The organism is Flavobacterium piscis, from assembly GCF_001686925.1.
Lineage (GTDB): Bacteria > Bacteroidota > Bacteroidia > Flavobacteriales > Flavobacteriaceae > Flavobacterium > Flavobacterium piscis.
In genome coordinates this window covers 76,105-100,148 of sequence record NZ_LVEN01000012.1, presented here as the reverse complement: position 1 = coordinate 100,148, position 24,044 = coordinate 76,105, and the positions used below count along the sequence as shown (strand labels likewise).

General features: G+C 35.0%; 18 protein-coding genes. 10 read left to right on the top strand and 8 right to left on the bottom strand.

What is annotated here, in order from left to right; translation table 11 throughout:
- Positions 1-31 precede the first annotated feature (31 nt).
- The 6 genes from FLP_RS07575 (at position 32) to FLP_RS07550 (ending at position 3,940) form a co-directional block, all read left to right on the top strand.
- Positions 32-988, top strand: coding sequence for a DUF6985 domain-containing protein (locus FLP_RS07575; RefSeq protein WP_065448918.1), 957 nt, complete (start codon positions 32-34; stop codon positions 986-988).
- Positions 989-1,056: 68 nt separating this feature from the next.
- Positions 1,057-1,644, top strand: a complete 588-nt coding sequence (locus FLP_RS07570; RefSeq protein WP_065448917.1) for a hypothetical protein — start codon at positions 1,057-1,059, stop codon at positions 1,642-1,644.
- A 108-nt stretch (positions 1,645-1,752) separates the two neighbouring features.
- Entirely contained in the window at positions 1,753-2,070 is a 318-nt protein-coding gene (locus FLP_RS07565; RefSeq protein ID WP_065448916.1) for an aminoacyl-tRNA hydrolase, read from the top strand.
- A 2-nt stretch (positions 2,071-2,072) separates the two neighbouring features.
- Positions 2,073-2,717 (top strand): Imm19 family immunity protein, encoded by a 645-nt coding sequence (locus FLP_RS07560; protein WP_065448915.1) that lies wholly within the window; start codon positions 2,073-2,075, stop codon positions 2,715-2,717.
- 125 nt (positions 2,718-2,842) lie between these two features.
- Complete coding sequence (locus tag FLP_RS07555) at positions 2,843-3,322, top strand: TlpA disulfide reductase family protein (RefSeq protein WP_065448914.1); 480 nt, start codon at positions 2,843-2,845, stop codon at positions 3,320-3,322.
- Between the two features lie 3 nt (positions 3,323-3,325).
- A complete protein-coding gene (locus FLP_RS07550) occupies positions 3,326-3,940 on the top strand; it encodes a thioredoxin family protein (RefSeq protein WP_065448913.1) in 615 nt (204 codons plus the stop codon).
- Positions 3,941-4,200: 260 nt separating this feature from the next.
- Here the strand turns inward: FLP_RS07550 and FLP_RS07545 are convergent, their stop codons facing one another.
- Genes FLP_RS07545 through FLP_RS07535 form a run of 3 tightly spaced genes read right to left on the bottom strand, consistent with a single transcriptional unit; the run spans position 4,201 to position 6,289 of the window.
- Positions 4,201-4,494 carry a DUF3861 domain-containing protein gene (locus tag FLP_RS07545; protein ID WP_065448912.1) on the bottom strand — a complete coding sequence of 98 codons (294 nt, stop codon included), beginning with the start codon at positions 4,492-4,494 and terminating at the stop codon, positions 4,201-4,203.
- Positions 4,495-4,511: 17 nt separating this feature from the next.
- Positions 4,512-5,243 (bottom strand): LytR/AlgR family response regulator transcription factor, encoded by a 732-nt coding sequence (locus FLP_RS07540; RefSeq protein WP_065448911.1) that lies wholly within the window; start codon positions 5,241-5,243, stop codon positions 4,512-4,514.
- Complete coding sequence (locus FLP_RS07535) at positions 5,240-6,289, bottom strand: sensor histidine kinase (protein WP_065448910.1); 1,050 nt, start codon at positions 6,287-6,289, stop codon at positions 5,240-5,242. The genes FLP_RS07540 and FLP_RS07535 overlap by 4 nt, the downstream gene beginning before the upstream one ends.
- Positions 6,290-6,554: 265 nt before the next feature.
- On the opposite strand from FLP_RS07535, the gene FLP_RS07530 reads away from it, so the two are divergent.
- From FLP_RS07530 to FLP_RS07515, 4 genes are all read left to right on the top strand, one after another.
- Positions 6,555-7,715, top strand: a complete 1,161-nt coding sequence (locus tag FLP_RS07530; RefSeq protein WP_065448909.1) for an efflux RND transporter periplasmic adaptor subunit — start codon at positions 6,555-6,557, stop codon at positions 7,713-7,715.
- Positions 7,716-7,722: 7 nt separating this feature from the next.
- On the top strand, positions 7,723-10,890 hold the full coding sequence (locus tag FLP_RS07525) for an efflux RND transporter permease subunit (RefSeq protein WP_065448908.1): 3,168 nt from the start codon (positions 7,723-7,725) through the stop codon (positions 10,888-10,890).
- A gap of 18 nt (positions 10,891-10,908) precedes the next feature.
- The gene (locus tag FLP_RS07520; protein WP_065448907.1) at positions 10,909-12,312 is read left to right on the top strand and encodes an efflux transporter outer membrane subunit; all 1,404 of its coding nucleotides are present in this window, start codon (positions 10,909-10,911) and stop codon (positions 12,310-12,312) included.
- Between the two features lie 217 nt (positions 12,313-12,529).
- The gene (locus tag FLP_RS07515) at positions 12,530-13,012 is read left to right on the top strand and encodes a hypothetical protein (RefSeq protein WP_065448906.1); all 483 of its coding nucleotides are present in this window, start codon (positions 12,530-12,532) and stop codon (positions 13,010-13,012) included.
- Between the two features lie 167 nt (positions 13,013-13,179).
- On the opposite strand, the gene FLP_RS07510 is transcribed toward FLP_RS07515, so the two are convergent.
- From FLP_RS07510 to FLP_RS07490, 5 genes are all read right to left on the bottom strand, one after another.
- Positions 13,180-15,993 (bottom strand): M16 family metallopeptidase, encoded by a 2,814-nt coding sequence (locus tag FLP_RS07510; RefSeq protein ID WP_065448905.1) that lies wholly within the window; start codon positions 15,991-15,993, stop codon positions 13,180-13,182.
- Positions 15,994-16,003: 10 nt separating this feature from the next.
- A complete protein-coding gene (locus tag FLP_RS07505) occupies positions 16,004-18,265 on the bottom strand; it encodes a Gldg family protein (protein WP_065448904.1) in 2,262 nt (753 codons plus the stop codon).
- 11 nt (positions 18,266-18,276) lie between these two features.
- Entirely contained in the window at positions 18,277-19,224 is a 948-nt protein-coding gene (locus tag FLP_RS07500; protein WP_065448903.1) for an ABC transporter ATP-binding protein, read from the bottom strand.
- Positions 19,225-19,287: 63 nt separating this feature from the next.
- Positions 19,288-20,658 (bottom strand): RagB/SusD family nutrient uptake outer membrane protein, encoded by a 1,371-nt coding sequence (locus FLP_RS07495; RefSeq protein WP_065448902.1) that lies wholly within the window; start codon positions 20,656-20,658, stop codon positions 19,288-19,290.
- Between the two features lie 12 nt (positions 20,659-20,670).
- Positions 20,671-23,991, bottom strand: coding sequence for a TonB-dependent receptor (locus FLP_RS07490; RefSeq protein WP_165606654.1), 3,321 nt, complete (start codon positions 23,989-23,991; stop codon positions 20,671-20,673).
- Between the last annotated feature and the right edge of the window lie 53 nt (positions 23,992-24,044).

Here is a 24,044-nt window from a genome sequence, read left to right as displayed (position 1 = left end):
TTAATTAAAAAAGAAATAAAAAAAACATAAAATGTCAAACGCAGAAAACATTATAGACGAAATATCAACTTTTCTGGATAAATTTTCTTTAAAGAAAAACAAGCTGACAAAAGATGATTTAATCAATTTTATCGAAGAAAAATGGGCAGAAGCCGATGAGGAAAAATTCAACATTTATCAGGCTTACATTATAAGCGGTAGAATGATTAACGAATATATTTGGGCTAATGATTTTGATAATATGATGCGATGGCTTGAAACAAGTGATCTTCATTCAGCTTCAGATAGAAATCCCAATTATATTAAAAATTATTACAAAGGACAATGTTGTTTAGAATGTGGTAATGAAGAAAAAGCACTTGAGTATTTATTTTTGTGTTACAATGAAAATCAGGATTATATATTTACAAGAGCTCCATTTTGTTATGAATTTTTCAATAAACATTTAGAAAATCCTCGTGCACTTATGAAGCAAGATGATAACGACGAAAGTGATGATGATGATTTTTTAGATGCAGTTGAATTAGAACAATGGAATTCTTTTTTTGGTACAGAAGAGTTTATTCAATTAGAGATTTTAGCAGACAATGATGATGAAGAGGAAGAAGTAGAAATTACTGAAGAGCATGAAAATGGAATTGAATATCTCAAAGAAAATCAAAAGAAAATACTCGAAAGCATTTTGCAGGAATTGCTTAAAGTATATCCAGATTGGCAAAAAAGATATGATTACAGCGAGGCAGATAAACCTGATTTTATGCCAGATATAAAACAAATTAGTGATTTTGCTGATTTAATTTCGCCAACGTCAATTTACATAACATCTGTTTTTAAAGATGACTTGCCGTATATTGGCTTTCTTTTCTCATGTTCATGGGATCGTGAGCATGGGTTAGGGCTAATGATGCATAAAGAAAGAATTATAGAAATTGGGGGTGCAGATACAGCGTTTTTAACCTGGATTGCAGAAGAAGATAAAGAGAAATAAGAGTAAGCGGAAAAAGCTTTGCATAAAATTGAATTACCTTTAGAAAACAACAACATAAAATCATCAATATGTCTCTATACAAATTCGACGAAGTTTTAAATGATTTAATGGATTATTTCATTTTAGGCGATCCGGATTATTTATTGCAGTATAAAACTGAAAATAATTTGCCTGATGATTTACTCACGGAATTTACTACAGAAGAAACCGGAGATCAGGTTGTAGAACAAGGAGTAATGGTACCGATGATAGGAATTGAAAATCATCCGTACACCATATATTTCAATCTTTCGGTTGAAACTCCGGAGCTTTTAAAACCAGGAAATGAAGTTCAGCATCAGCGTGACGGATATTGCTTAAAAGTAGTAAACGGACGAATTTACCTTTATACAATTCCTTATCTAAGAAATTTTATAACACCAACAGTCGAAGCATTAAAGAAATTCAAAAATGCAACGATCGAATTACCAAATGGCTGGTATACAGTTGCTGTTTTAGCGGGATTAACAAAACAGCTTACGGAAATAGAAACAGTTTCGGGCGAAATAAAAGAATTTGAAAGCATGGAACCCACTTTTGAATTTGTTTTGAAACCTTCAGATGAAAAACCAGATTATACAGCAGATTATAATTATCCGTTTAAAGTGGAAGTATAATTTATAAAAACTATTTTTAATATTACTAATGAAGTTGTTGTAGCTTTAGCTGAATAATGCTGGTTCACAATATAAAAGATAGAGGATAACACCTCAAAAGATAATAATATGAAAATGTACATTTTAGTAAAACAGAATGTTCCTGATAAATTGGTCCCTGTAATTACGGCGCATGCTTCTCTAGCCTGTTTTAGGAAATTTGAAGATAATGAAAACATGCAAACCTGGATCAACGGAATCTTTAAAAAGGTGGTTTGCGTTGTTTCTGAAACAGAATTTAAAAATGCACAAAAAGAAGGAGACCATATTGTATTAACTGAATCGGCTTTGGATAATCAGGAAGTTTGTGCAGCATTTGTACCAAGAGAAGAATATCCAAAAATGTTCAAATTCTTTAGGATGTGGACACCACAAGATAATTTATGATAATGAATAACGAAATAACAATAGAAGAAATCAGAGAAAACACCTTTTTTTGGAAGTTTTATTTATGCTGGTTCAGAGGCTTTGATGAAAAAGAAGAGCTTAACATTGATGAAGCAGTTGAGGTGATCAAAACCAATGAAACCGATTTTTATAATTGGGAAAGGCAATTTTTTAATCATGAATCGATAGAAGAAAACCCGAGATACTTTACAGGCAATCTCACAGAAAATCTAAATTTTGCCGTTGAATTTCAGGAATACGAAATCAATTTTTTCCTGAACGATATCTATATTGGCAATTTAGGGGGGCATTTTGAGGCATGGTTTCTAACATTAGATGAACTGTTGGCTTTTGCAAAAAATCCAGTTTTCTTTTTGCTTCTTGTACCGATGACAGGAATACAAGAAAATCAAAGATCGGTTTTGAAACCAATTATTGCAAAACATCTGGAAGCTATTCCGGGATTTGAATTGCATTCGGAATACATTGCCAATTGTATTTTAAATGGTTTAGTAATGGAATCTTCGTTTCAGGAAACAGCTGGAACGGGTATAACAAATAATGAAAATCACAGCGTAAGGAATATAATAAAATATCCTCGCTATCAGGAAGATGTAACAGAGATAAATAGAATTCTTAGATCCTGAAAAAAATAAATTAGTGACGTAGTGCCTTGATGGCTAATCTTTCGTATTAAACTTTTATTAACAAAAACTAAATCTTCATTAGTTTATATTTGTAAGGCAAATTTAATTTTAAGCCTTCGCCAAATATGAAAATCCACGCTTTTAAAATCGTTACTTTTTTATTCTTTGCTTTTTCAATTGCAGGATACAGTCAAAATGTAAAGCTGATGAATATTGATCAGCTGAATGAAAGAATCGAAAAAGGAAAAGACAGTATTTATGTAGTGAACTTTTGGGCAACGTGGTGTGCGCCCTGTATAAAGGAATTGCCTCATTTTGAAAAGTTAAACGCAGAATTTAAACCAGAAAAATTGGCTGTATTATTGGTAAGCGTTGATTTCAAATCAAAATTAAATTCGGCTGTAATTCCTTTTGTGAAAAGAAAAAACATAAAAAGTCAGGTTTTTTTATTGAATGAAAGCGATCCGCAACAATATATCGACCGAATCGAAAAATCCTGGTCAGGAAGTATTCCGGCAACACTTTTTATTAAAGGAGATAAAAGAAAATTTATCGAATCTGAATTTACGTACGAACAATTATTAACCGAATATAAAAAACTATAAATTATGCAAAAGTTCATTACCACAGTTACGATACTAGTATTTAGTATTTTATTTGCTCAGGCGCAAACTGCCACGCTTAAAGCCGGGCAAACCGCTCCTGATTTTAAATTGAAAAATGTTGATGGCAAAGAAGTTTCTTTTGCCAGTTACCCAAAAGCAAAAGGTTTTATTGTTGTTTTTACTTGTAATACGTGTCCTTATGCAGTAGCATATGAGAAAAGAATAATTGAGCTGGATAAAAAATTCAAACCGCAAGGATATCCTGTAATTGCTATTAATCCAAATGATCCTGAAGCTTCTAAGGCAGATGCTTATGATAAAATGCAGCAATTGGCAAAAGATAAAAAATATCCTTTTCCATATCTATTCGATCAGGGACAAGTAGTTACAGACCAATATGGGGCAAAACATACACCGCAACTTTTTATTGTTTCTAAAACAGCAAAAGGAAATATTGTAGAGTATGTAGGCGCAATCGACAACGATCCTGAAGGAACTAAAACAGAGAAAACAAAATATGCCGAAGATGTTATTGCTGCCTTAAAAACCAATCAAAAACCGGCTATAACTGAGACGAAAGAAATTGGTTGTACGGTAAAAAGAAAAGCGAAAGCATAAGGTTTTATGTTTTGATACAAAGAAACACCACTGAAAAAGTGGTGTTTTTTTGTTTATAATTTTCTTCAAAGTGTTCCAAAGGAACAAATCATATTGTAGAGATAGATTTTAATCCATCATACGCGCAATTTGTCAATTTCGAGGAACGAGAAATCACACTCGTGCTCTACAATTTTATCACCGCTTCGTAGACAAACACAAACCAATTAATTTTAAAACAAAAAAAGACTGTCTCAAAAAGGACAGTCTCTATTATACATTTACAAACTTTTTAGTTTTTTCATAAAGACAGGAAAAACTTCGTTTAGCTCCTCAAAAAGAGGATTCTTTCGATGCTTTAATTTTATTTCGCTAAACAATTTCAGGCCAAGTGCAAATTGTGTCGCTTCGTTAGAATCTTCAAAAATATTTTTATCTTTAATTCTTTCTATAATACTAAATATTTCGTCGTGATTGTCAAATTGTATTCCCAATTCCTTTGCCGGTTCGGTCGTGCCGTTGGCATATTCTTTTAGACTTAATGTCAGATAGTATTTATTTGATCTCTTTTCCATGTGATTTTATATTATAGTTATTTCAACCATTTTTCTACAATGGTTTTAAAGGTCTCTTTATACTGTTCACCAACAGTTATTTCGGTTTTATTTATGAATATGGAATTTTTACTTATTGCATTTATTTTTTCGAGTGAAACAATAAAGGAACGATTGATTCGCATAAATTTTGATGCAGGCAGTTTTTCTTCCAGAGCTTTAAGAGAGATTAAAGACATAACTGATTTTTGAGTGTCTTCAAGATGCACTTTTACATAATCTTTCAGACTTTCGATGTATAAAATATCTTTTAAAGAAATTCTAACCCATTGATATTCTACCTTCAGGAAAATAAATTCGTCATCGGCCGTGACAGAAGGAAACTGATTTGCAGCTTCTTCAGACATTTGAAGAACTTTGTTTGCTGCGCGCAAAAACTCTTCATAACTAAAAGGTTTTAAAAGATAATCTACAGCATTCACCCTGTAACCTTCAATAGCATAATGGTTATATGCGGTCGTGAAAATAATTTTAGGCAATGGTCCCGGTTGTTCCTGCAAAAGTCTGGCCAGTTCCATACCTGTTAAATTGGGCATGTTGATATCCAGAAAAACAATATCAGGTTGTTGTTCGCGTATCAGGCTCATTGCTTCAACTGCATTATCGCAGCTGCAGGTTAATTCTAAAAAAGGAGTTTGTTCTATAAATGTTTCCACAAGTCTTAATGCGAGTGGTTCATCATCTACTGCTATACATTTTAGTACCATCATTGTTCTAATGTTATTTGCAGATTTACTTTGTATTTACCGTTTTGGTCAACACCACATGTCATAATATGATTATTGGGGTAAATTAAGTGCAGCCTGCGTTTTGTATTCGTTAATCCAATTCCGCCCTGATCTGTTGTTGAGGTTTTTTCAAAGAAAGTGTTTTCAACTTCAAATTCAAGATTGTTTTCTTTTTGTCTGAGTTTAATATGTATTTCGCTTTTATCAGTAGCATGTACGCCGTGTTTAAAAGCATTTTCTACTAAAGGTAACAACAACATGGGAACAATTGGGTAATCGTGTATTTTTTCGGGAATATCAGTTGTTATTGTTAACTTGCTATTGGCGCGAAGCTTCATTAAAGCTATAAAATCTTTCATAAAATCAGCTTCTTTTAATAAAGTAGTTCTTTCGCCTTCGGTACTGTAAAGTAAGTAGCGCATCATACGGCTTAAAGTATGAAGTGCTTTACGCGAATCTTCAATATTGGTATAAGTAAGCGAATAAATACTATTGAGTGAATTAAAAAAAAAGTGCGGATTTATCTGTGCTTTTAACATTGCCAGTTCGGCCATTGTTTTATCCTGTTCCAGCTTTTGTTTGTGTTGTGCCGCTTTTTGCCAGTGGTGTAACATGGCCCAACTGGTACTAATACCCAGAACCAATAAGGTAAGCATGAAGACGTAATTGTCAAAATAAGGATTTCTATATTTTTTAAATCCTAAAACCAAACTGATTTTAGTATGAAGGTCTGTTTGTGAAGTAAAAAAATATGCAATAAGCTGCATGACAAAGATCATAAGGAAAGCCCAAAACAAAAACGGAGATGTATTGTCTTTGATTATTGTTTTTGGAACCATGATTTTGGCATTAGAATAAAATATAATAATAAGCAAAATCAATACAATCATCTGCCATAACCAAAATACAGGCGGTAGGATTACATTCCAGGTAATAGGGATGTAAAATAACATTATAAAACCCAATAACAGCCAGGCAAGGATATGTAATCCGGTGAAAATGTATGGTTTAAAAAAAGTTGGTGACATTTTATTTTATGATTTTGTGACAATATTACATTATATTTATAAAAGATATAAAACCAATCGCCCAAAATAGAGTCAGAACCCGTAAAAACCATCTTAGAACCGACGAGCATATGATAAGATGTCGTGTTTATCGTAAATAAAGTTCTATCGGTTCTTATGTGATATCTATCGATTGTTTCTTGCGCTCCGTCTATTGATAATTTTTTGTTTGTTATATTTTAGTTCTTTTGTTTCGATATAAATTGATAATTACACATTTTTCACAATGAATAAGCAATCCTTTTTAAGCATTCTCGCAGTAGCTGTTATTATCGCATCATGTGGTAATAAAAATGATAAATCGGCTCAGGCCGGAGGTGCACCTCAGGTAAAAGAGTATAAAACGCTGGTTTTAGAGACAAAATCAGCTACACTAAACGCAGACTATCCCGCAAGTATTCAGGGACAGCAAAATATAGAAATCCGCCCAAGAGTAGAAGGCTATATCGATAAAATTTTCGTAGATGAAGGTGCAGTAGTAAAGACCGGACAGCCATTGTTTAAAATCAGCGCACCTGAATATGAGCAGCAAGTTCGTACAGCGACAGCAAGTATAAAAAGTGCTCAGGCAGATTTAAGTTCAGCAAAACTGGCCGTAAATAAAGTAAAACCACTTGTAGAAAAAGGAATTATTAGTAAATACGATCTTGAATCGGCCCAATATACTTATGAGTCGGCTTTGGCGGCATTGGCTCAGGCAAATGCAGCTTTGGTAAATGCAAAAACCAATCTGGGTTACACTACAGTTACAAGTCCGGTAAATGGAGTTGTGGGTTCGATTCCTTTTCGTTTAGGAAGTTTGGTAAGTTCTAACACTACTGAACCTCTTACAACAGTTTCCAGTATAGGAAATGTTTTTGCTTATTTTGCAATGAACGAAAAAGCCCTTCTTAACTTTACCAAAAGTGGTTCTGGAACTTCATTAGCAGAAAAAATCAAGCAATTACCGGCGGTTTCGCTTTTACTTTCAGATGGCTCAACTTATCCTGAAAAAGGACGTATTGAAACCGTAAACGGATTAATCAATACCGAAACCGGTTCCGTAAATATAAGAGCCCGTTTTCCCAATTCAAAAGGAATTATCAGAAGCGGAAGCAGTACAACAGTGCGAATCCCGAATGAAGTTAAAGATGCAATATTAGTTCCTCAGAGTGCGACATTCGAACTTCAGGATAAGATTTTTGCAGTGACGGTAGGAAAAGACGGAAAAACTAAAAATGTCAACATTACCGTACTTGAAAATACGGCAGGTAATTATTACGTGGTAACAAGCGGTTTAAAAGCAGGAGACCAGATTGTATTAGAAGGAGTTGCTGCGTTAAAAGACGGAAGCGAGATTAAAACTCATAATGAAAGTGCAGAATCAGTATATGCCGACTTAAAATAAGAAAAAAATGTTTAAAATATTCATACAAAGACCTGTTCTTTCGACAGTAATATCTGTTATTATTGTCATTTTAGGTGTTTTAGGCCTCGTTGAGCTGCCTATCTCTCAATATCCGGATATTGCTCCGCCAACTGTAAACGTTTCGGCAAGTTATACCGGAGCCAATGCTGATGTGGTACTTAAAAGTATTGTAATTCCGCTTGAAGAGCAAATTAATGGTGTAGAAAACATGACGTACATGACTTCTACAGCAACCAATGATGGAAATGCATCGATAAAAATCTTCTTTAAAGTAGGAACAAATCCCGATTTGGCAGCAGTAAATGTTCAAAACAGGGTTTCCAGAGCAACTAGTTTATTACCTGTAGAGGTAACTCAGGCAGGGGTAACGGTAACAAAGAGTCAGAGTAGTAACTTGTTGATCTTCTCTTTATACAGTGATGATCCGGCTTACGATCAGACTTTCCTTCAAAATTATGCCAAGATCAACCTTGTTCCCCAAATTCAGCGTGTAGTTGGAGTAGGAGATGTAACCGTTTTTGGTGCAAAAGATTATTCTATGAGAATCTGGTTACGACCAGATGTAATGCAGCAATATAAATTGATTCCAAGTGATATTTCGGCGGCTTTGGCAGAACAAAATATCGAAGCAGCACCAGGTAAATTTGGTGAGAATGGAGATCAGGCATTTCAATATGTAATTAAATATAAAGGACGTTTAACCAGTGCTCAGGAATTTGGCGATATCGTCATAAAATCTGTTGGAAACGGGCAAATGTTACGTCTAAAAGATGTTGCTAAAGTAGAGTTAGGATCTTTAAGTTATTCGTCAACCATTAAAACAAACGGTGTCGAATCTGCAGCAATGGCTATTAGTCAAACGCCGGGATCAAATGCACGTGATGTAATTAATAATTCTAAAAAATTAATTGAAGATGCAGCAAAAAACTTCCCAAAAGGTGTAAAATATACCATTCTTGTTGACGTTAATGAAAACCTGGATGCTTCTATCGAGAAAGTAATTCATACTTTGATCGAAGCATTTATATTGGTTTTTATTGTAGTATTTATTTTCCTTCAGGATTTTAGGTCAACCTTAATTCCGGCTATTGCAGTTCCGGTGGCTATTGTAGGAACCTTTTTCTTCCTTAATTTATTTGGATTTACGATTAACTTATTAACGCTGTTTGCAATGGTTCTTGCCATTGGTATTGTGGTCGATGATGCCATTGTCGTCGTCGAGGCTGTGCATGCCAAGCTGGATCACGGTTATAAATCGTCTAAAAAAGCGACCATTGATGCCATGGATGAAATCTCTGGTGCAATTATCTCGATTACTCTTGTAATGGCGGCGGTATTTATTCCGGTTACGTTTATTACAGGATCTACAGGGGTTTTCTACAAACAGTTTGGTATTACGTTAGCGGTTGCAATTATTCTTTCGGCCATTAATGCCTTGACTTTAAGTCCTGCATTGTGTGCATTACTTTTAAAACCACATGCTGACGATCATAAACATAAAAGTTTTATTCAGCGATTTTATACTTCTTTTAATGTTGCATTTGACAATGTTACCAATAAATATAAAAGATCAGTTCAGTTTCTTTCTGTAAAAAAATGGATTGTATTAGCTTCAATTGTAGTAGTCGGTGCAGCCTTGTTTTATATGATGAAAACTACGCCATCTGCTTTCGTTCCTGCTGAAGATCAGGGAACTGTTTTTGCTAATATTAGCTTACCGCCATCTGCCTCAATGGAGCGTTCTGATATTATAGCCAAAAAAGTAGACAGTATTGCCAAAACCATTCCGGGTGTCAAAAACACATTGCGTATTGTGGGACAAAACTTCACAGCGGGAGCGGGTAGTGCCTACAGTATGGTTATTGTAAAGCTGGAAACATGGGACAAACGTGATTTGAGTGTAAATGATGTAATTGGTCAGCTTTTTGCCAAAACAAGCGGAATTCGTGAAGCTAATATTTTCTTCATTTCTCCGCCAACAATTCAAGGTTTTGGACAAAGTGGTGGATTCGAATTTCAATTGCAGGACAAAGGTGGTCACTCAACAGCAGAATTTTATAAAGTGAATACCGATTTTTTAGAAAAATTATCTAAACGTCCTGAAATACAATATGCAACAACGCCTTTTAATCCTGGTTTTCCTCAATATATGATGGATATTAACCTGGCAAAAGCAAAAGATGCAGGTGTGCCGGTTAACTCTATTCTATCTACCATGCAAGGGTATTATGGAGGATTATATGCTTCGAATTTCAATAAATTCGGAAAACAGTATCGTGTTATGATTCAGGCATCTCCGGAATTCCGTACGAATACAGAAGGACTTAATAAAATTTTTGTTAGAAATAGTGCCGGAAATATGGCACCCATTACAGAATTTGTAAAAATGACAAGGGTTTTTGGGCCGGAATCAATTTCGAGGTTTAACTTATTTACGTCTATTTCTATAACAGGAGCACCAAATCCGGGCTTTAGTTCAGGAGATGCTATTAAGGCTATTCAGGAAGTTGCCGCAGAGAGTCTTCCTTCAGGTTATGGCTACGAATTTTCTGGATTAACGCGTGAGGAATTGGCTTCAGGAAGTGAAACTATTTTCATCTTTATATTATGTCTTGTGTTTGTTTATTTCTTATTAAGTGCACAATACGAAAGTTATATTTTACCATTTGCGGTTTTATTCTCGATTCCGTTTGGATTGGCTGGAGCATATTTGTTTTCGATCATTTTCAAATTAAACAGTAATATTTATTTGCAGATTTCGTTGATCATGCTTATTGGATTGCTGGCCAAGAATGGTATTTTGATTGTTGAATTTGCCCTTGAAAGAAGGCGTAAAGGAATGCCAATTGTACAAGCAGCAGTAGAAGGAGCCGTTGCGCGTTTACGACCAATTTTAATGACCTCTTTTGCCTTTATTTTAGGACTTGTTCCTTTGATGTTTGCTTCGGGAGCAGGAGCCGTAGGAAACAAATCTATTGGTACTGGAGCTGTTGGAGGAATGTTAATTGGAACCATTTTAGGAGTATTTGTTATTCCAATTTTGTTTATCATTTTCCAAACTTTACAGGAAAGAATTAGTGGTCCGGCCAAAGATGGTTATGATGACGAAGATGATGACGAAGAGGTACAGTTAATCGAAGCTCATAAAGAGTAATAATTTAATTAAGAAAAAATGACTCACAGTTCAAATAAATATATTCTTATGGTAATCGCAGCAGCACTTTTAAGTGCCTGCGTTACCCAAAAATACGAACGCCCCAAAACATTATCGACAGATAATTTATACAGAGATCAGGCTTCTGCCGATTCGACTACGATTGCTAATATGCCTTGGCAAACGGTTTTTAAAGATCAAAAACTAAATGCGTTAATTCAAAAGGGATTAGATCAAAATCTAAACCTAAAAAATGCCATCGAAAATATCGTTCAGGCGCGCGCAACATTACTTCAGACCAAATTGGCTTATTATCCAACTTTGGATTTTGATGCTAATGCAACGCGTAACAAGCAGTCTAAAGCAGCTCTGAATTTTCCGGCAGGAATTAATATCAATACATTAACGACGACTTATAAAATGGGTTTTAGTACGTCTTGGGAAGCTGATATTTGGGGTAAACTAAGCAGTTCTAAAAGAGCGGCCTTAGCAACTTATCTTTCTACAGATGCGGCAAAACAAGCGGTACAGACACAATTAATTTCTGATATTGCTAATAATTATTTTTTATTATTATCGTATGATAAACAATTAGAAATTACCAAATCAACATTAGAAAGCCGTATTAAAAACGTTGAAGTTATAAAAGCTTTAAAAGAAGGAGCAATTGTTACAGGTGCATCTGTAGTACAAAGTGAGGCCAACCAACATGCAGCCGAAGTGTTGATTCCCGATTTGAAAAGAAGTATTCGTGAGACTGAAAATGCATTGAATATTTTGTTAGGTCAGGCTTCAGGACCAATAGAGAGAGGAACTTTAGGAGATCAGGTAATTCCTGAAAAGATAGCAATAGGGTTACCTGCTCAATTGCTGGAAAATCGTCCGGATGTTCGTCAGGCTGAGTTTGATTTCAGAACTGCTTTTGAGACTACAAACATGGCTAAAACTTATTTTTATCCAAGTTTAACGCTTACGGCAAGTGGAGGGTTATCGACACTGCAATTGAAGAATTTCTTTGATCAGTCTATCTTTTACTCTATAATTGGAGGATTGACACAGCCTATTTTTAATCAGGGACTTAATAAAGCAAGATTAACAAACGCACAATCAAGACAAGTTCAGGCTTTTAATAATTTTCAGCAAAGTCTTTTAGTAGCGGGTCAGGAAGTTTCGAATGCTTTGTATGCTTATGAAATGGCTGTTGAGAAAGAAGATTCAAGAGAAAAACAAATTGAAGCTTTAGAAAAAGCAGTTGATTTTACACAACAGCTTTTAGAATACAGCTCTGCAACTAATTATACTGATGTATTAACCTCAGAACAAAATCTTTTAGCCGCTCAATTGAGCGGGGTAAATGATAATTTGCAAAAATTACAAGCTGTAGTTGATTTGTATCGTGCTTTGGGTGGTGGATGGAAATAGAATTATCCAAAAATCATTCTTATGATGATTGTGACCAATTAAAATATGAATAAACAAAACGCCTCAAATTTTTGAGGCGTTTTTTTATGGATTTTGTCGGCTGTGAGTTGCTATTCGTCGATTAGTATGTTGTTTTTGTATAATAGAAGGCATAAAAGCAAATAAATGGCACTACTTTAGCATTGTATTAAATACATTAATACTAAATATCACAAAAATGAAAAAAATAGTAATTGCACTAATGCTTCTGATGAGTGTTTTTGCCCACGCGCAAGTTTCGATCAATGTAAATATTGGTACACCTCCAAGCTGGGGTCCGGAAGGTTATGACGACAGTAGATATTATTATCTGCCGGATATCGATACCTATTACGATGTTAGTCAAAAGCAGTTTATTTATGATAATAATGGCAGATGGGTAAGACAAAGCAGACTGCCTTCAGCCTACAGACAATATGATCTTTACGGAGGATATAAAGTAGTTTTAAATGATTATAGAGGAGATGCTCCTTATACCTATCATAAAAAACACAGAGCTGAATATCCAAAAGGCTATCACGGAAAACCTCAAAAAAATAGAGGTAATAAACCGGATAAGGCTTATAAACAGAATAACAAGTATAAAAATAAAAACGATCATCCAGGTAAGTCCAAAGGAAATTCTAAGAAAGATCAAGATCATGGACATGATCACCACTAAATAAAAAAAGGATTAAATTTCAAGAACGTCTCAGCAATGAGGCGTTTTTTTGTTTTAAAGCACTATTTCTGCTTTTTCATTTTTGCATGCAACATTTATAAACAAAAAAGGCTGTCCTGGCAAGACAACCTTTAATGACTAATAAAATAAAAATGTATTCTAAAGTTTTACTTACCTGATTTACTTTCAGGGCTCATAATAACTTCGACACTACTAGAACTATCCAAAACGTGCTTACTAAACTGCTGAATAGTTTTTTGATTAATTTTAGAAATTAAATTTTTATATTCTTCATCCTGTAAAAATGGAATCTGATTTAAACTGTTGTTATAAAGTGTGTTGTTCCAGAAAGAATTGGTTTTAAGTGATTCTTCTCTGTTTTTTAAAAGTGCTTTTTTAATGTCTTCCAAATCATTTGCATTGACCGGATTTGATTTTAAGTCGTTTAATTCTTTCCATACAATCTGCATTAATTTTTCTTCTTTATCAGGATTACAGTCAAAAGTCAGGGCAAGACTAAAAGTTGGTTTCGGGATTATTTCCAGATTTCCGCCAACGTTTACGCCATAACTGCCGCCTTCTTCTTCGCGAATCGTCTGCAGGAATCGTTTTGATAATATTTCGCCGATAACATACATTGACAAAGCATTTTCTTTACTGTATTCTATCGTTCCGGTTAAGTTTAAATAAACGGTTGTTTTGGCAACTTCCATCGGACGTGTGAAATGAACTTCGGTTTTTCCTTTTTTAGGTGCAATATTATGATCGACATAATTTTCCTTTAAATCCGGATTTGATGTAATGTTTCCAATGTATTTCTGAATCAGTTCTAAGGCCGAATCCGGAATGTTTCCAACAAAAATAAAAGTGAAATCGGCAGCGTTTTTTATGCGGTCATGATAAATATTTTCTGCTTTTTTAAGATCAATAGTTTCAAGAAATTTTTCGTTGAATATAAAGGTACGCGGGTTGTAATTAGAATTGGCCAGCTCAATAGTATCCTTAAAAGTGTTTCCGTTGTCTTGTTTAATATTTTCGAGATTGTTTTTATACTGCTCTTTCAGAATGCTAAAAATATTGGGATCAAAACGTGGCGCTTCAAAAGAAAGATAAAGCAATTGCAGCATGGTTTCAAAATCGGCTTTGTTGGAACTTCCCTGAAAACCCTGCGTATTTTCGCCAATAAAAGGGGCAGCCTGCGCTACTTTTCCGGTTAGTTTTTCTTTTAAACCTATATTATCAAAATTGCCCAAACCGGAAGATCTTGCCAATGTCGTTGCAATTTCGGCGGAAGCCAGATCTTCTGTTTTGACTAAAGATTTACCGCCTTTTGAAAATGCAGAAAAGGTGATCTGATCTTTTGAATACGTTGTTGGAAGTACAATTATTTTTGCATCATTTTCCAAAATATAACCTTTTGCATCCTTAATTCCGGCTACTTCAAATGTCTTTTTGATAGCTGCAGGTTTTAATTCTTTTTCGATTAAAGGCGAATTGTTTTCTTTTTTGGTGTACGGTTCTAAAGTCATACTTTCAACCTTTTTCATCACATTAACAACAGCTTCTTTGTTTGGAAAATCATTTTTATCCTGATCAGAACCTGTCACTAAAACTACTTGATTGGTAGGTTTCTGGATCGTTTTCGCGTAAGCGTTCAATTCTTCCAAAGTGATGCTTTTAATAATACCAACAGTCAATTTATAATCATCTTCCGGAGAAAGAAATGGTTTTGCTTTCAGGAAATAATTCGTCAGTTTATCTGCCCAGCTGTCGTTGTCGACTTTATCTTTATTACTGATAAAATCATCGTATGAACTTATGAAAATCTTTTTTGTCCGGTCTAATTCGGCTTGTGCGGCACCAAAACGTTTTAAGCGTTCTGCCTCAGTATACGCGTCTTCAAAAGCCTGAATTGTTTTTCCTTTTTTGGCTAAAGCCGAAATATTAAAGGACGTATTTAATCTCGAAACCGGTTCGAAATAAGTTTTTAAGTTTAATGCCGAACCTTGGTTTTTTAGTATTAATTCTCTGAAACGATTGTTTAAAATACTGGTATAAAAAGAGTTCATCACATTTTTGCGCGTCACGATACTGTCTTTTAATAAAGGCTCATCAAGAACATACTGAAGTGTAATAGAAGTAGAAGAAGCTTCTTTGTCTGATGCTGTTCCAAAATACAATTCATCGTGTTTTGGAATCTCTGCGTAGGTTCTGGCAGCGACTTTTTTAGCCAAAGGTATACCTGAAAATATGGTTTTTACTTTTTGCTCCATTGCTTTTACATCAATATCTCCCACAATAATTACGGCCTGTAAATCGGGTCTGTACCATTTTTTATAGTAATTGCGCAATTCAGGATATTTGAAGTTATTGATGATATTTAAATCACCAATAACATCTCTTTTACTGTATTTTGAACCTTCGTATAAAACGGGATCTGTCTGCATTTTTAAACGAAAACCGCTTGTTCTTCTGGTTCTCCATTCTTCCCTGATTACACCTCTTTCTGCATCAATTTCAGTATCTGTTAAAGAAAGAGAGCCAGACCAGTCGTGCAAAACCCAAAGAGTAGAATCGATGAGTTTTTGGTTCGAAACCGGAACACCGCTAATATTGTAAACAGTTTCATCCTGAGCGGTATAGGCGTTGATGTCTTTACCAAAACTTACTCCGTTTTTTTCCAGCATTTTAATGATTCCTTTTCCTTTAAAATGTTCCGTTCCGTTGAAAGCCATATGTTCCAGAAAGTGCGCCAATCCGTTTTGGTTGTCGTCTTCGAGTATAGCACCAACGTTTTGAACAAAGTAAAAACTAGCTCTGTCTTTTGGCTCTTCGTTGTGCAGGATATAATACGTTAATCCGTTTTTTAATTTTCCGGTTGTCACATTTTTATCCAGCGGAATATTGGTTTTGAATTGAGCAAACGCACCCTGAAGAGAGAGCGCTAAAATGCCTATGATGATATTTTTTTTAGTATTCATTTTGATATTTTTATCTTCTGTTTCTTCTAATTAATATAAAAGCAGCGCTTAATACGATCAATAAAGGAAATAACCCAATAAATACAATTTTATTGATGAAAACCTGATTGGCATTTATTGTTATTTTCTTATCTGTATTTTCCGGACGAGAGGTATCGATTGGAAATTCGTAATTGCTAAACCAGCTAAAAATATCAGTCATAAACTGAAATGTTCCTGAACCACCCCGGCTTAACTCAGCATTACCCATAAAATCAGCATCTCCGGCAACAATTATTTTTTGAAATTTTCCGTTAATGTTTCTTGTTAGTGCAACAACCAGAGGAATAGCGGTTACAGAAGGCTGTTTCTTCAACTCTTCGGAAACGGAAGTAATTCCCATTTGAGATTCCCATGCAGGCTGATTATTGGTTTTTAAAAGTGGCGTAACTTTAAATCCAGCCTCCTTCGTGATCGTGATTCCGCTGCTTCCTAAAAGCGGAATTGGATTATCGTTTTTGGTTTCACTAAACTTAATAAGATCTGTATTTTTTTGAAGATCGGTTACTAAATAATCCGGAGAGTTGGTTTCGCTTTCCTGAACCAGCGTTTGTTTGGTATAACTTACTCCTAATTTATCTGTTATGGCAGCTAAAGCCGAATTGGTATCAGGTTCAGCCAAAAGCATTACATTTTTTCCCTCGTCGATATATTTGGTAATACGGTCAATTGCACCCTGACTCAATTGTGTTTTTGGATCGGCAATAATTAAAATACCAGTTTGTTCCGGAATATTCTGCGCATTAATATCTACAGACGAAACATCAAATCCCTGATTGATTAAAGAATATCGAAATGAAATTTCATTAAATCCGGTTTTGTAATTTTTATCTCCAGTTTTGTCTACGCTTCGTTCCATGTTTCCTGTTGCGATTACAATTTTAGGTGCAGGAACTACCAATCGTTTTAAAGCTGCCGAAATTTCTTTTTCAGACGGAGCTTTAAACAAGTCGTCATACATTCGTAAAAACGTCTTTTTTCCGTTGTATTCAACTGTTCTGACTACTCGGTTTTGTTCCGGTTTCAGATCAATGATTTTTTTAATTTCTTCAGGAGAATATAATTTTTTAAACTTTAATTTCTGAGTTTCAATCATTTTATCCGCAAGCTGTTTGTCATTCAGTCCTGGGTTTTGTGCATATAAGGCTTCATTGTTTGATGTGTCGTAATAATACACATATTCCATTTCCATTTGAGGCAAAAAACGAGTGTAGTTTTCAAAACTCGAAATGTCCTGGTTTTGAGAGTACGGCATAACCGTAAAATAATTGATATCTAATAAGTTTACATAAGTGGTAAGTTTGATAGGCCCTTCTATTTTTTTAACAATGTCTAAACTCGTTTTGGTTAGTGTTCTGTTTTTATTGCGGGTCATATCGTGATACAATGTCAATGGAGGTCTTGAAGTAATGTAACCCAGAACCAAAACAACACTTATTAGTAATGCATATTTTAAAACTCTTTTAGAAACGGGTTGTGCATCTCTTCCGGTTTGTAATTTGTAGATGCTTAAGCCAATAAAAAGACTGCTTACCAATATAAAATACAATACATCTTTACTAATAATAAGACCTTCAAGCATTTCATTGGCACGACCTGCAATCGAGAGAAAATAGGTAATATCTTTTACATACTCGACATCCTGCCATAATTTACCAATAAAATTTAGTCCGGCTAAAACTACCAATGTACTAATGGCTGCAACAACCTGATATGAGGTCAGGCAAGACATAAAAAGACCAATTGCAGCATAGGTACAAACAAGTAAATACAAACCAATAAGGCCTGAAACAGCAAATTTTAGATCTAAATTATCAACAGAAAAATACGCAATTGTAACTTGTAGTCCCAATATAGCAACAAACAAAAGACAGTAAGCGGCAATGGCCAAATATTTGCCTAATACAATTTCTTTGATTTTAATAGGCGATGAAAGTAAAAGTTTGATAGAGCCACTGTTGATTTCGCGGCTTACTAAACCCATTGTTAAAAGCGGAACATATAAATACAAGTAATTTTGCATTTCAGTATATAATCCACTGAACCCTGAAAAAAATATTTGTGATAGGTTACTCATTCCTTCTCCCATTTTTTGAGATCTTTCAAACCTTTCCAGAGAGTCAAAGAATTTCCAGCTTGACTGGATTGAAAATATGACTAAAACGACCCAGGCAACTGGCGAATAAAACATCGTGTTGAGTTCTGTTTTAGCGATTCTGTATATTGTTTTCATTTGTTTGTTTTTTAAGAAAGAATAGCGTTTTTAGAAGGCGCTTTTTTAGATAATTGAGCAAAAATTTCGTCCAGAGATACTTTTTCAAATTGAATTTCTCTCAACTTCCAGTTGTTATAAACGCTAAGCGCGATAATTTTTTCAGCAACTTCCTGGGTTCCGGTAAAGGTGATCTGTACTTTTTTTGGAGACAGAAAAACAGCAGCTGTTATCTCAGGAATATCTGTTAATGCTTCAAGAGCCGGCGGATTTTCAAAACTTGCCGTTAGTTTGTCTGCTTCGATATGATTATTAAAAGCATCAAGCGTATCCGAAAAAACCATGTGTCCGTTTTCGATCATTCTGATGTCCTGACAGGTTGCCTGAACTTCAGACAGAATGTGTGAGGAGAAAATAACGGCTTTGTCTTTTGATATTTTTTTGATTAATTTTCTAACTTCCAATATTTGGTTAGGGTCCAGTCCGTTCGTTGGTTCATCTAAAACGACCAGTTTAGGTTCGTGAATAATAGCCTGAGCAATACCTACACGTTGTCTGTAACCTCCGGATAAGTTTCGGATTAATCGGTTGCTGAAATGTGCAATACCGCATTGTTCTTTGGCTTTCTCTAAAGCATATTTTAAATCTTCTTTTTTTACATGTCTTAGTTCTGCACAATGAATCAAATATTCATTTACCGTTAAATCCAAATGTAGTGGTGGTGTTTGTGGCAGGAAACCAATTAGTTTTTTGGCTTCGACAGGATTTTCTTTTAGATTAATTCCATCAATAAAAATGTTTCCTTTGGTTTGGTTTAAAACGCCGCAAAGAATATTCATTGTAGTCGATTTTCCGGCGCCATTTGATCCTAAAAGACCTAAAATTCGATTTGTTTTAATTTCAAAACTAATATTTTGTATTGCCCAATCCTTACTGTATTGATGTGACAAGTCCTCAACTCTTACAATTGTTGTTTCCATAGTGTTTTTTAAAAATCGCAAGAATGTTTTTTTGAAGTAACATTCTTGCGTTTATTTTATTTATTAGTATCCAGAATTTTGGTTTAAGAAAGGATTAGATCGAATTGCCGGCTCCGGAATAGGATATAAGTTATCCGTAGTTTTCCAGATTTTATCAGATAAAACAGAGAGTGTTTCATCTAGTTTTCCGGTTCTTTTAAGATCCAGCCAGCGATGTCCGTTTTCTGCAAAGAATTCGCGTTGTCTCTCAAGAGCAATTAAGTCTAACAATTGGTTTGGATTTGTTACTGTAGTATTGTCTAGTAAGGCTCTGTTTCGAATTGCATTAATATCCTGCTGAGCTCCGGTAATATCATTGGATTTTACTCTGGCTTCGGCACGTATTAAATAAAGTTCTGCTAATCGAAGCAGAGTAGAGCGCTCAGAAGGAGAGTCTCCAAAATCATTTTGATATTTACGAGGAGCAATCCCTAAAAACACTCCTAATCTGTCAGTAATATCAATAGTCCAGTTTGTTTTTCTGGCATCACCGGTTTCAAAAAGCGCATTGCCTTTTCTTAGTAATAAAGTACCACCGGTTGTAAATACAGAGGATCCTTCATAAGTATAATCAACATTAAAATACGGTATTTGAAGAATAGACTCTTTGTTATCTGCAATAAAAGGACTGTTAGTATCTGTTAATCCGGTAATTAAGCCATAAGTGCCAGTTTCATTAATTACGGCAGATGCGTGGTTTGACGCCTCGTTCCATCTTTCTAAATAAAGATTTACTCTTGCTAATAAAGCTTCTGCCGCCCATTTTGTAGCTCTGATTCTTTCCTGATCATAATTTTTATAATCTTTAGGAAGATCTTTTGAAGCATCGGTTAAGTCCAGCAAAATTTGCGCATAAACAGTTTCTTGTGAAGATTGCGGTAACAATGCCGATACATCTACATCTGTAGTAAGTACCAGCGGCACATTGCCCCAAAGATTGGTCAGGTAAAAATAAGAATATGCTCTTAGAAATTTAGCTTCGGCAATCCATTGTTTGCTTTTTACGGCATTAATAGATGTGCTTTTAGTAAGCCCTTCGATTACATTGTTTGCATTATAAATAGTTTTATATAATTCGCCCCAGTTAGCATTTATAGTTCCGTCCGTTTCCGGAATTTCATTCGAACTGTAAATATTGGCAATACCTGTTCTTGGTACTAATTCATCGGCGGTTTCCCCTAAAACAGTATGTACTCTGTTATAAAAAAAATCGGCAACCATGCTTTGGTAGATTCCGTTTACAGCAGCCTCAGCTGTTGGCTCTGAAGCATAAACACTTTCTGATGATAGCTGATTGCTGGGAAGATCAACATCAAGAGCATTATCACAACTTGTAATTCCTAATAAAAGAAAAAACGAAAATATAGAGGTATATTTTATAGAAATATTTTTCATGATTTTTTAGATTTAAAATGTAAACTGAGTTCCCAAAGTAATGGTACGTAATGGTGGCAAAGCCAATCCCTGAGTTTCAGGATCCAGGCCTTTGTATTTAGTAAATGTTACTAAGTTTTGTCCCTGAACCGAAAGGCGAATACTCTGTAAATATTTCTTTGTTGCCTCATCTAAAGGAATCTGGTAAGAAGCGCTTACATTTTTAAGTTTGATATAAGATGCATCTACAATAGAAGCATTTGATCCTAAATAATTGAAAAAACTATTTTGAAAACCTGAACTTAAAACATTTCCTTGTGCGATATAATCATTGTACTCGTCTACCTGAAAATTCGCTGTTGAATAAGGATAACCCGGCTGAGCACCAGTAGAAGACAGTAAAGTAGTACCATCTTGTTTTACGAATTGAAACAAAAAGTCAAGTGTAAAAGCTCTATAACTTATTGTATTCGAGATTCCCCCGTAATACTGAGGATAAGATGGTCCTGCATATTTTCTGTCACCTCTACCTGTTTCAGCATATCCGGTAGAAATTCTTCCGTCTCCGTTTAAATCTTCAAACTGAGCAATTCCATTGGCATTTACACCGGTATAATTATACAAATACCTGCCGCCTAAAGGGTTTCCAACAACATATTGCGAGTAATAGCTGGTGAATTCTATACCAGGAAATGATACTAACTTATTTGAATTGGTCGAAATATTAAAGGACGTTGACCAGTTGAAGTTTTTAGTATGAATATTTGTTGTAGCAAGAGTAAATTCCCAACCTTGATTTTCAACTTTTGCGGGTAAGTTTGCCGTATAAGTTGTAAAACCTGCCTGCGCACTAAGTGTATAGTTTACCAATTGATTACTTGAAGTATTTTTATAATAAGCAGCAGTAAAAGAGATACGGTCATTAAGGAAACTTAAATCAAGAGCAGCTTCAAATTTCTTTGTTAATCCCCATTTGATGTTAGGATTTGCAATTCTGGCCGCCGCCATAGAAGCATTTCCGTCACCATAATTACGAGTGTCAAAAGTTTCAGCATATTGATAATCTCCAATTTCGTCACTTCCTATTTCTCCATAACTCGAACGCAGTTTTCCAAAACTCAGCCAGCTAAGGCTATTTAAGAATTTTTCCTGAGTAAATACCCATGCAGCACCCACAGAACCAAAGTTTCCAAAACGATTATTAGCTCCAAAACGCGATGAACCATCTCTTCTAAAGTTAATGTTCAGAATGTATTTGTTATCAATATTATAGTTAAGTCTGCTGAAAAGAGAAATGTATTTATATTCTGCGCTTCCGTTATTAGCGGTTATGTTTTCTGCCGTTCCAAGATTTCCAATTAAATTGTCTGAACTATATCCGCTTGAACTAACATAAGAAGGCATTTCGGACTTTCTGTTCTGCCATGAACCTCCCACAAGAGCGGTAAGATTTCCTTTCCATAATTCAGTTGTATAATTCAGCTGAGGCTCTACAGTAAAATTATTGGTATTGTTTGTCGAAACAGTATACGATCTTTGAAAGTTCATATCCATGCCATTGGCTTCGGCATAAACATGATTACTTGCAGATGCCGGCATAAATTGTTTGGTCTGCATTTGAGCTCTTCCGTATCCAAGATCAGTTTTAAAAGAAAACCCTTTTGCAATCTCATACTGAAGGCTTAAACTTGTAATTAAGTTCGTTCCTTTATCATCAACTCTTTTCTCTAAAGCAGCAAGCGGATTAATATCGCTAAAATAATCAGGAGACCAGTAATAGCTGCCATCTGCATTGTACAACGGACGGTTAGGAGCTGTACCTACTGCATAAGTTGTGATATCAAAAAAGGGCAGTTTATTGTTGTCTGTTGCAAAAATTACAGAAGCTCCTACTTTTAATTTATTATCCAGTGTACTGTGATTGATATTAAAATTGGTAGAAAATTTGTCATAACTAAAATCTCCCGGTACAACAGTAGTTTCTTTGTGATAAGTACCACTTAAAAGAAAATTTGTAGTGTCATTACCACCTCTTAATGACGCAGAATAATTATTGAAATTCGCTGTTCCGCCTATTAATTTTTTCTGCCAGTTCGTTTGTGTATTCGGGTCCCAATCTGTAATAGCGATACCGTTGCTATCAACATCAGCAACATCACCATTATTGGTTAATGCCGTTTGCAGCATGTTTAAATACGCTGGCGTGCCTAATGTTTTTGCCATATGGGCTACTTCAGAAACTCCTGAATTGGTAGTTACAGTAAATTCTGTTTTTCCCGATTTTCCTTTTTTGGTCGTGATTAACACAACACCATTCGCTCCCCTTGAACCGTAAATTGCCGTAGCATCCGCATCTTTTAAGATCTCGATACTTTCTATATCATTTGGGTTGATGATATTAAGAGGACTGGTCGATTTTTGAGCACCTCTAATAACATTTTGGTCCTGAACCTGTTCTTTAATGTCATCTCCAATATAAGGAACCCCATCAACAATATAAAGGGGTAAATTGTTTCCGGCAATAAAATTTCTTCCACGAATACTGATATTCATGTCAGATCCTGCATAACCGGATGTTTGGGTTACAAATACCCCCGGAGTTCTTCCTTGCAGTGTTTGCAAAATATTGGTTACCGGCTGTTTCTCAATATCTTCAGCAGTAATTTTCACTACGGATCCTGTGGAAGTTCTTTTGGTTGTGGTACCGTAACCAATTATTACAATTTCATCTAATTTAGCCAAGTCGGGCTGCATTTTGATCGTAACAGATACTTGGTTTTCAACTGTAATATCCTGTGTTTTATATCCTAAATAAGATATTCTCAGTGTATGTTTTCCTGATGGAAGCTGAACATAAAATTGTCCGTCGAAATCAGAAACACCTTGTCTGTTTCCGCCTAAAAGCGATATAGTGACACCAGGTAGCGGCTGACCATTTTCATCAAGAATTTTTCCTGACAGCATATAATCAGCATCATCTGAATTTTCTTTTTTAGCAACACTTGTTTCTGTTTCGGCTTCAGTTTTAGACTTTTCTTTTTTATAAATGACTACATTTTTATCTACTTGTTTGTAGACCAAATTGCTGCCCTGAAGTACACTATTCAAAATATCGCTTACACTGCGGCGTCCTTTTGGAGTACTCACTTTAGGAAAATCTTTTATGATCTGTGGCTGGTAAGCAAATAGTAATCCTGTCTTATTTTCAATCGTTTTAAAAAGGGTTTTAATATCCTGATTATGAAGTTCAATATCAACAGATATCGCTTCCAGATTCTGACCGCTCATTTCGTTGGCAAAGACCATGTGCGTGCCGCAGGTCAGTAAGAAAATGTGGAATAAACTGATTCGCATGATCATAATGGTTTTTTTTGACAGGTTAAAAAAAGACGTAGATGTCTTTTCCC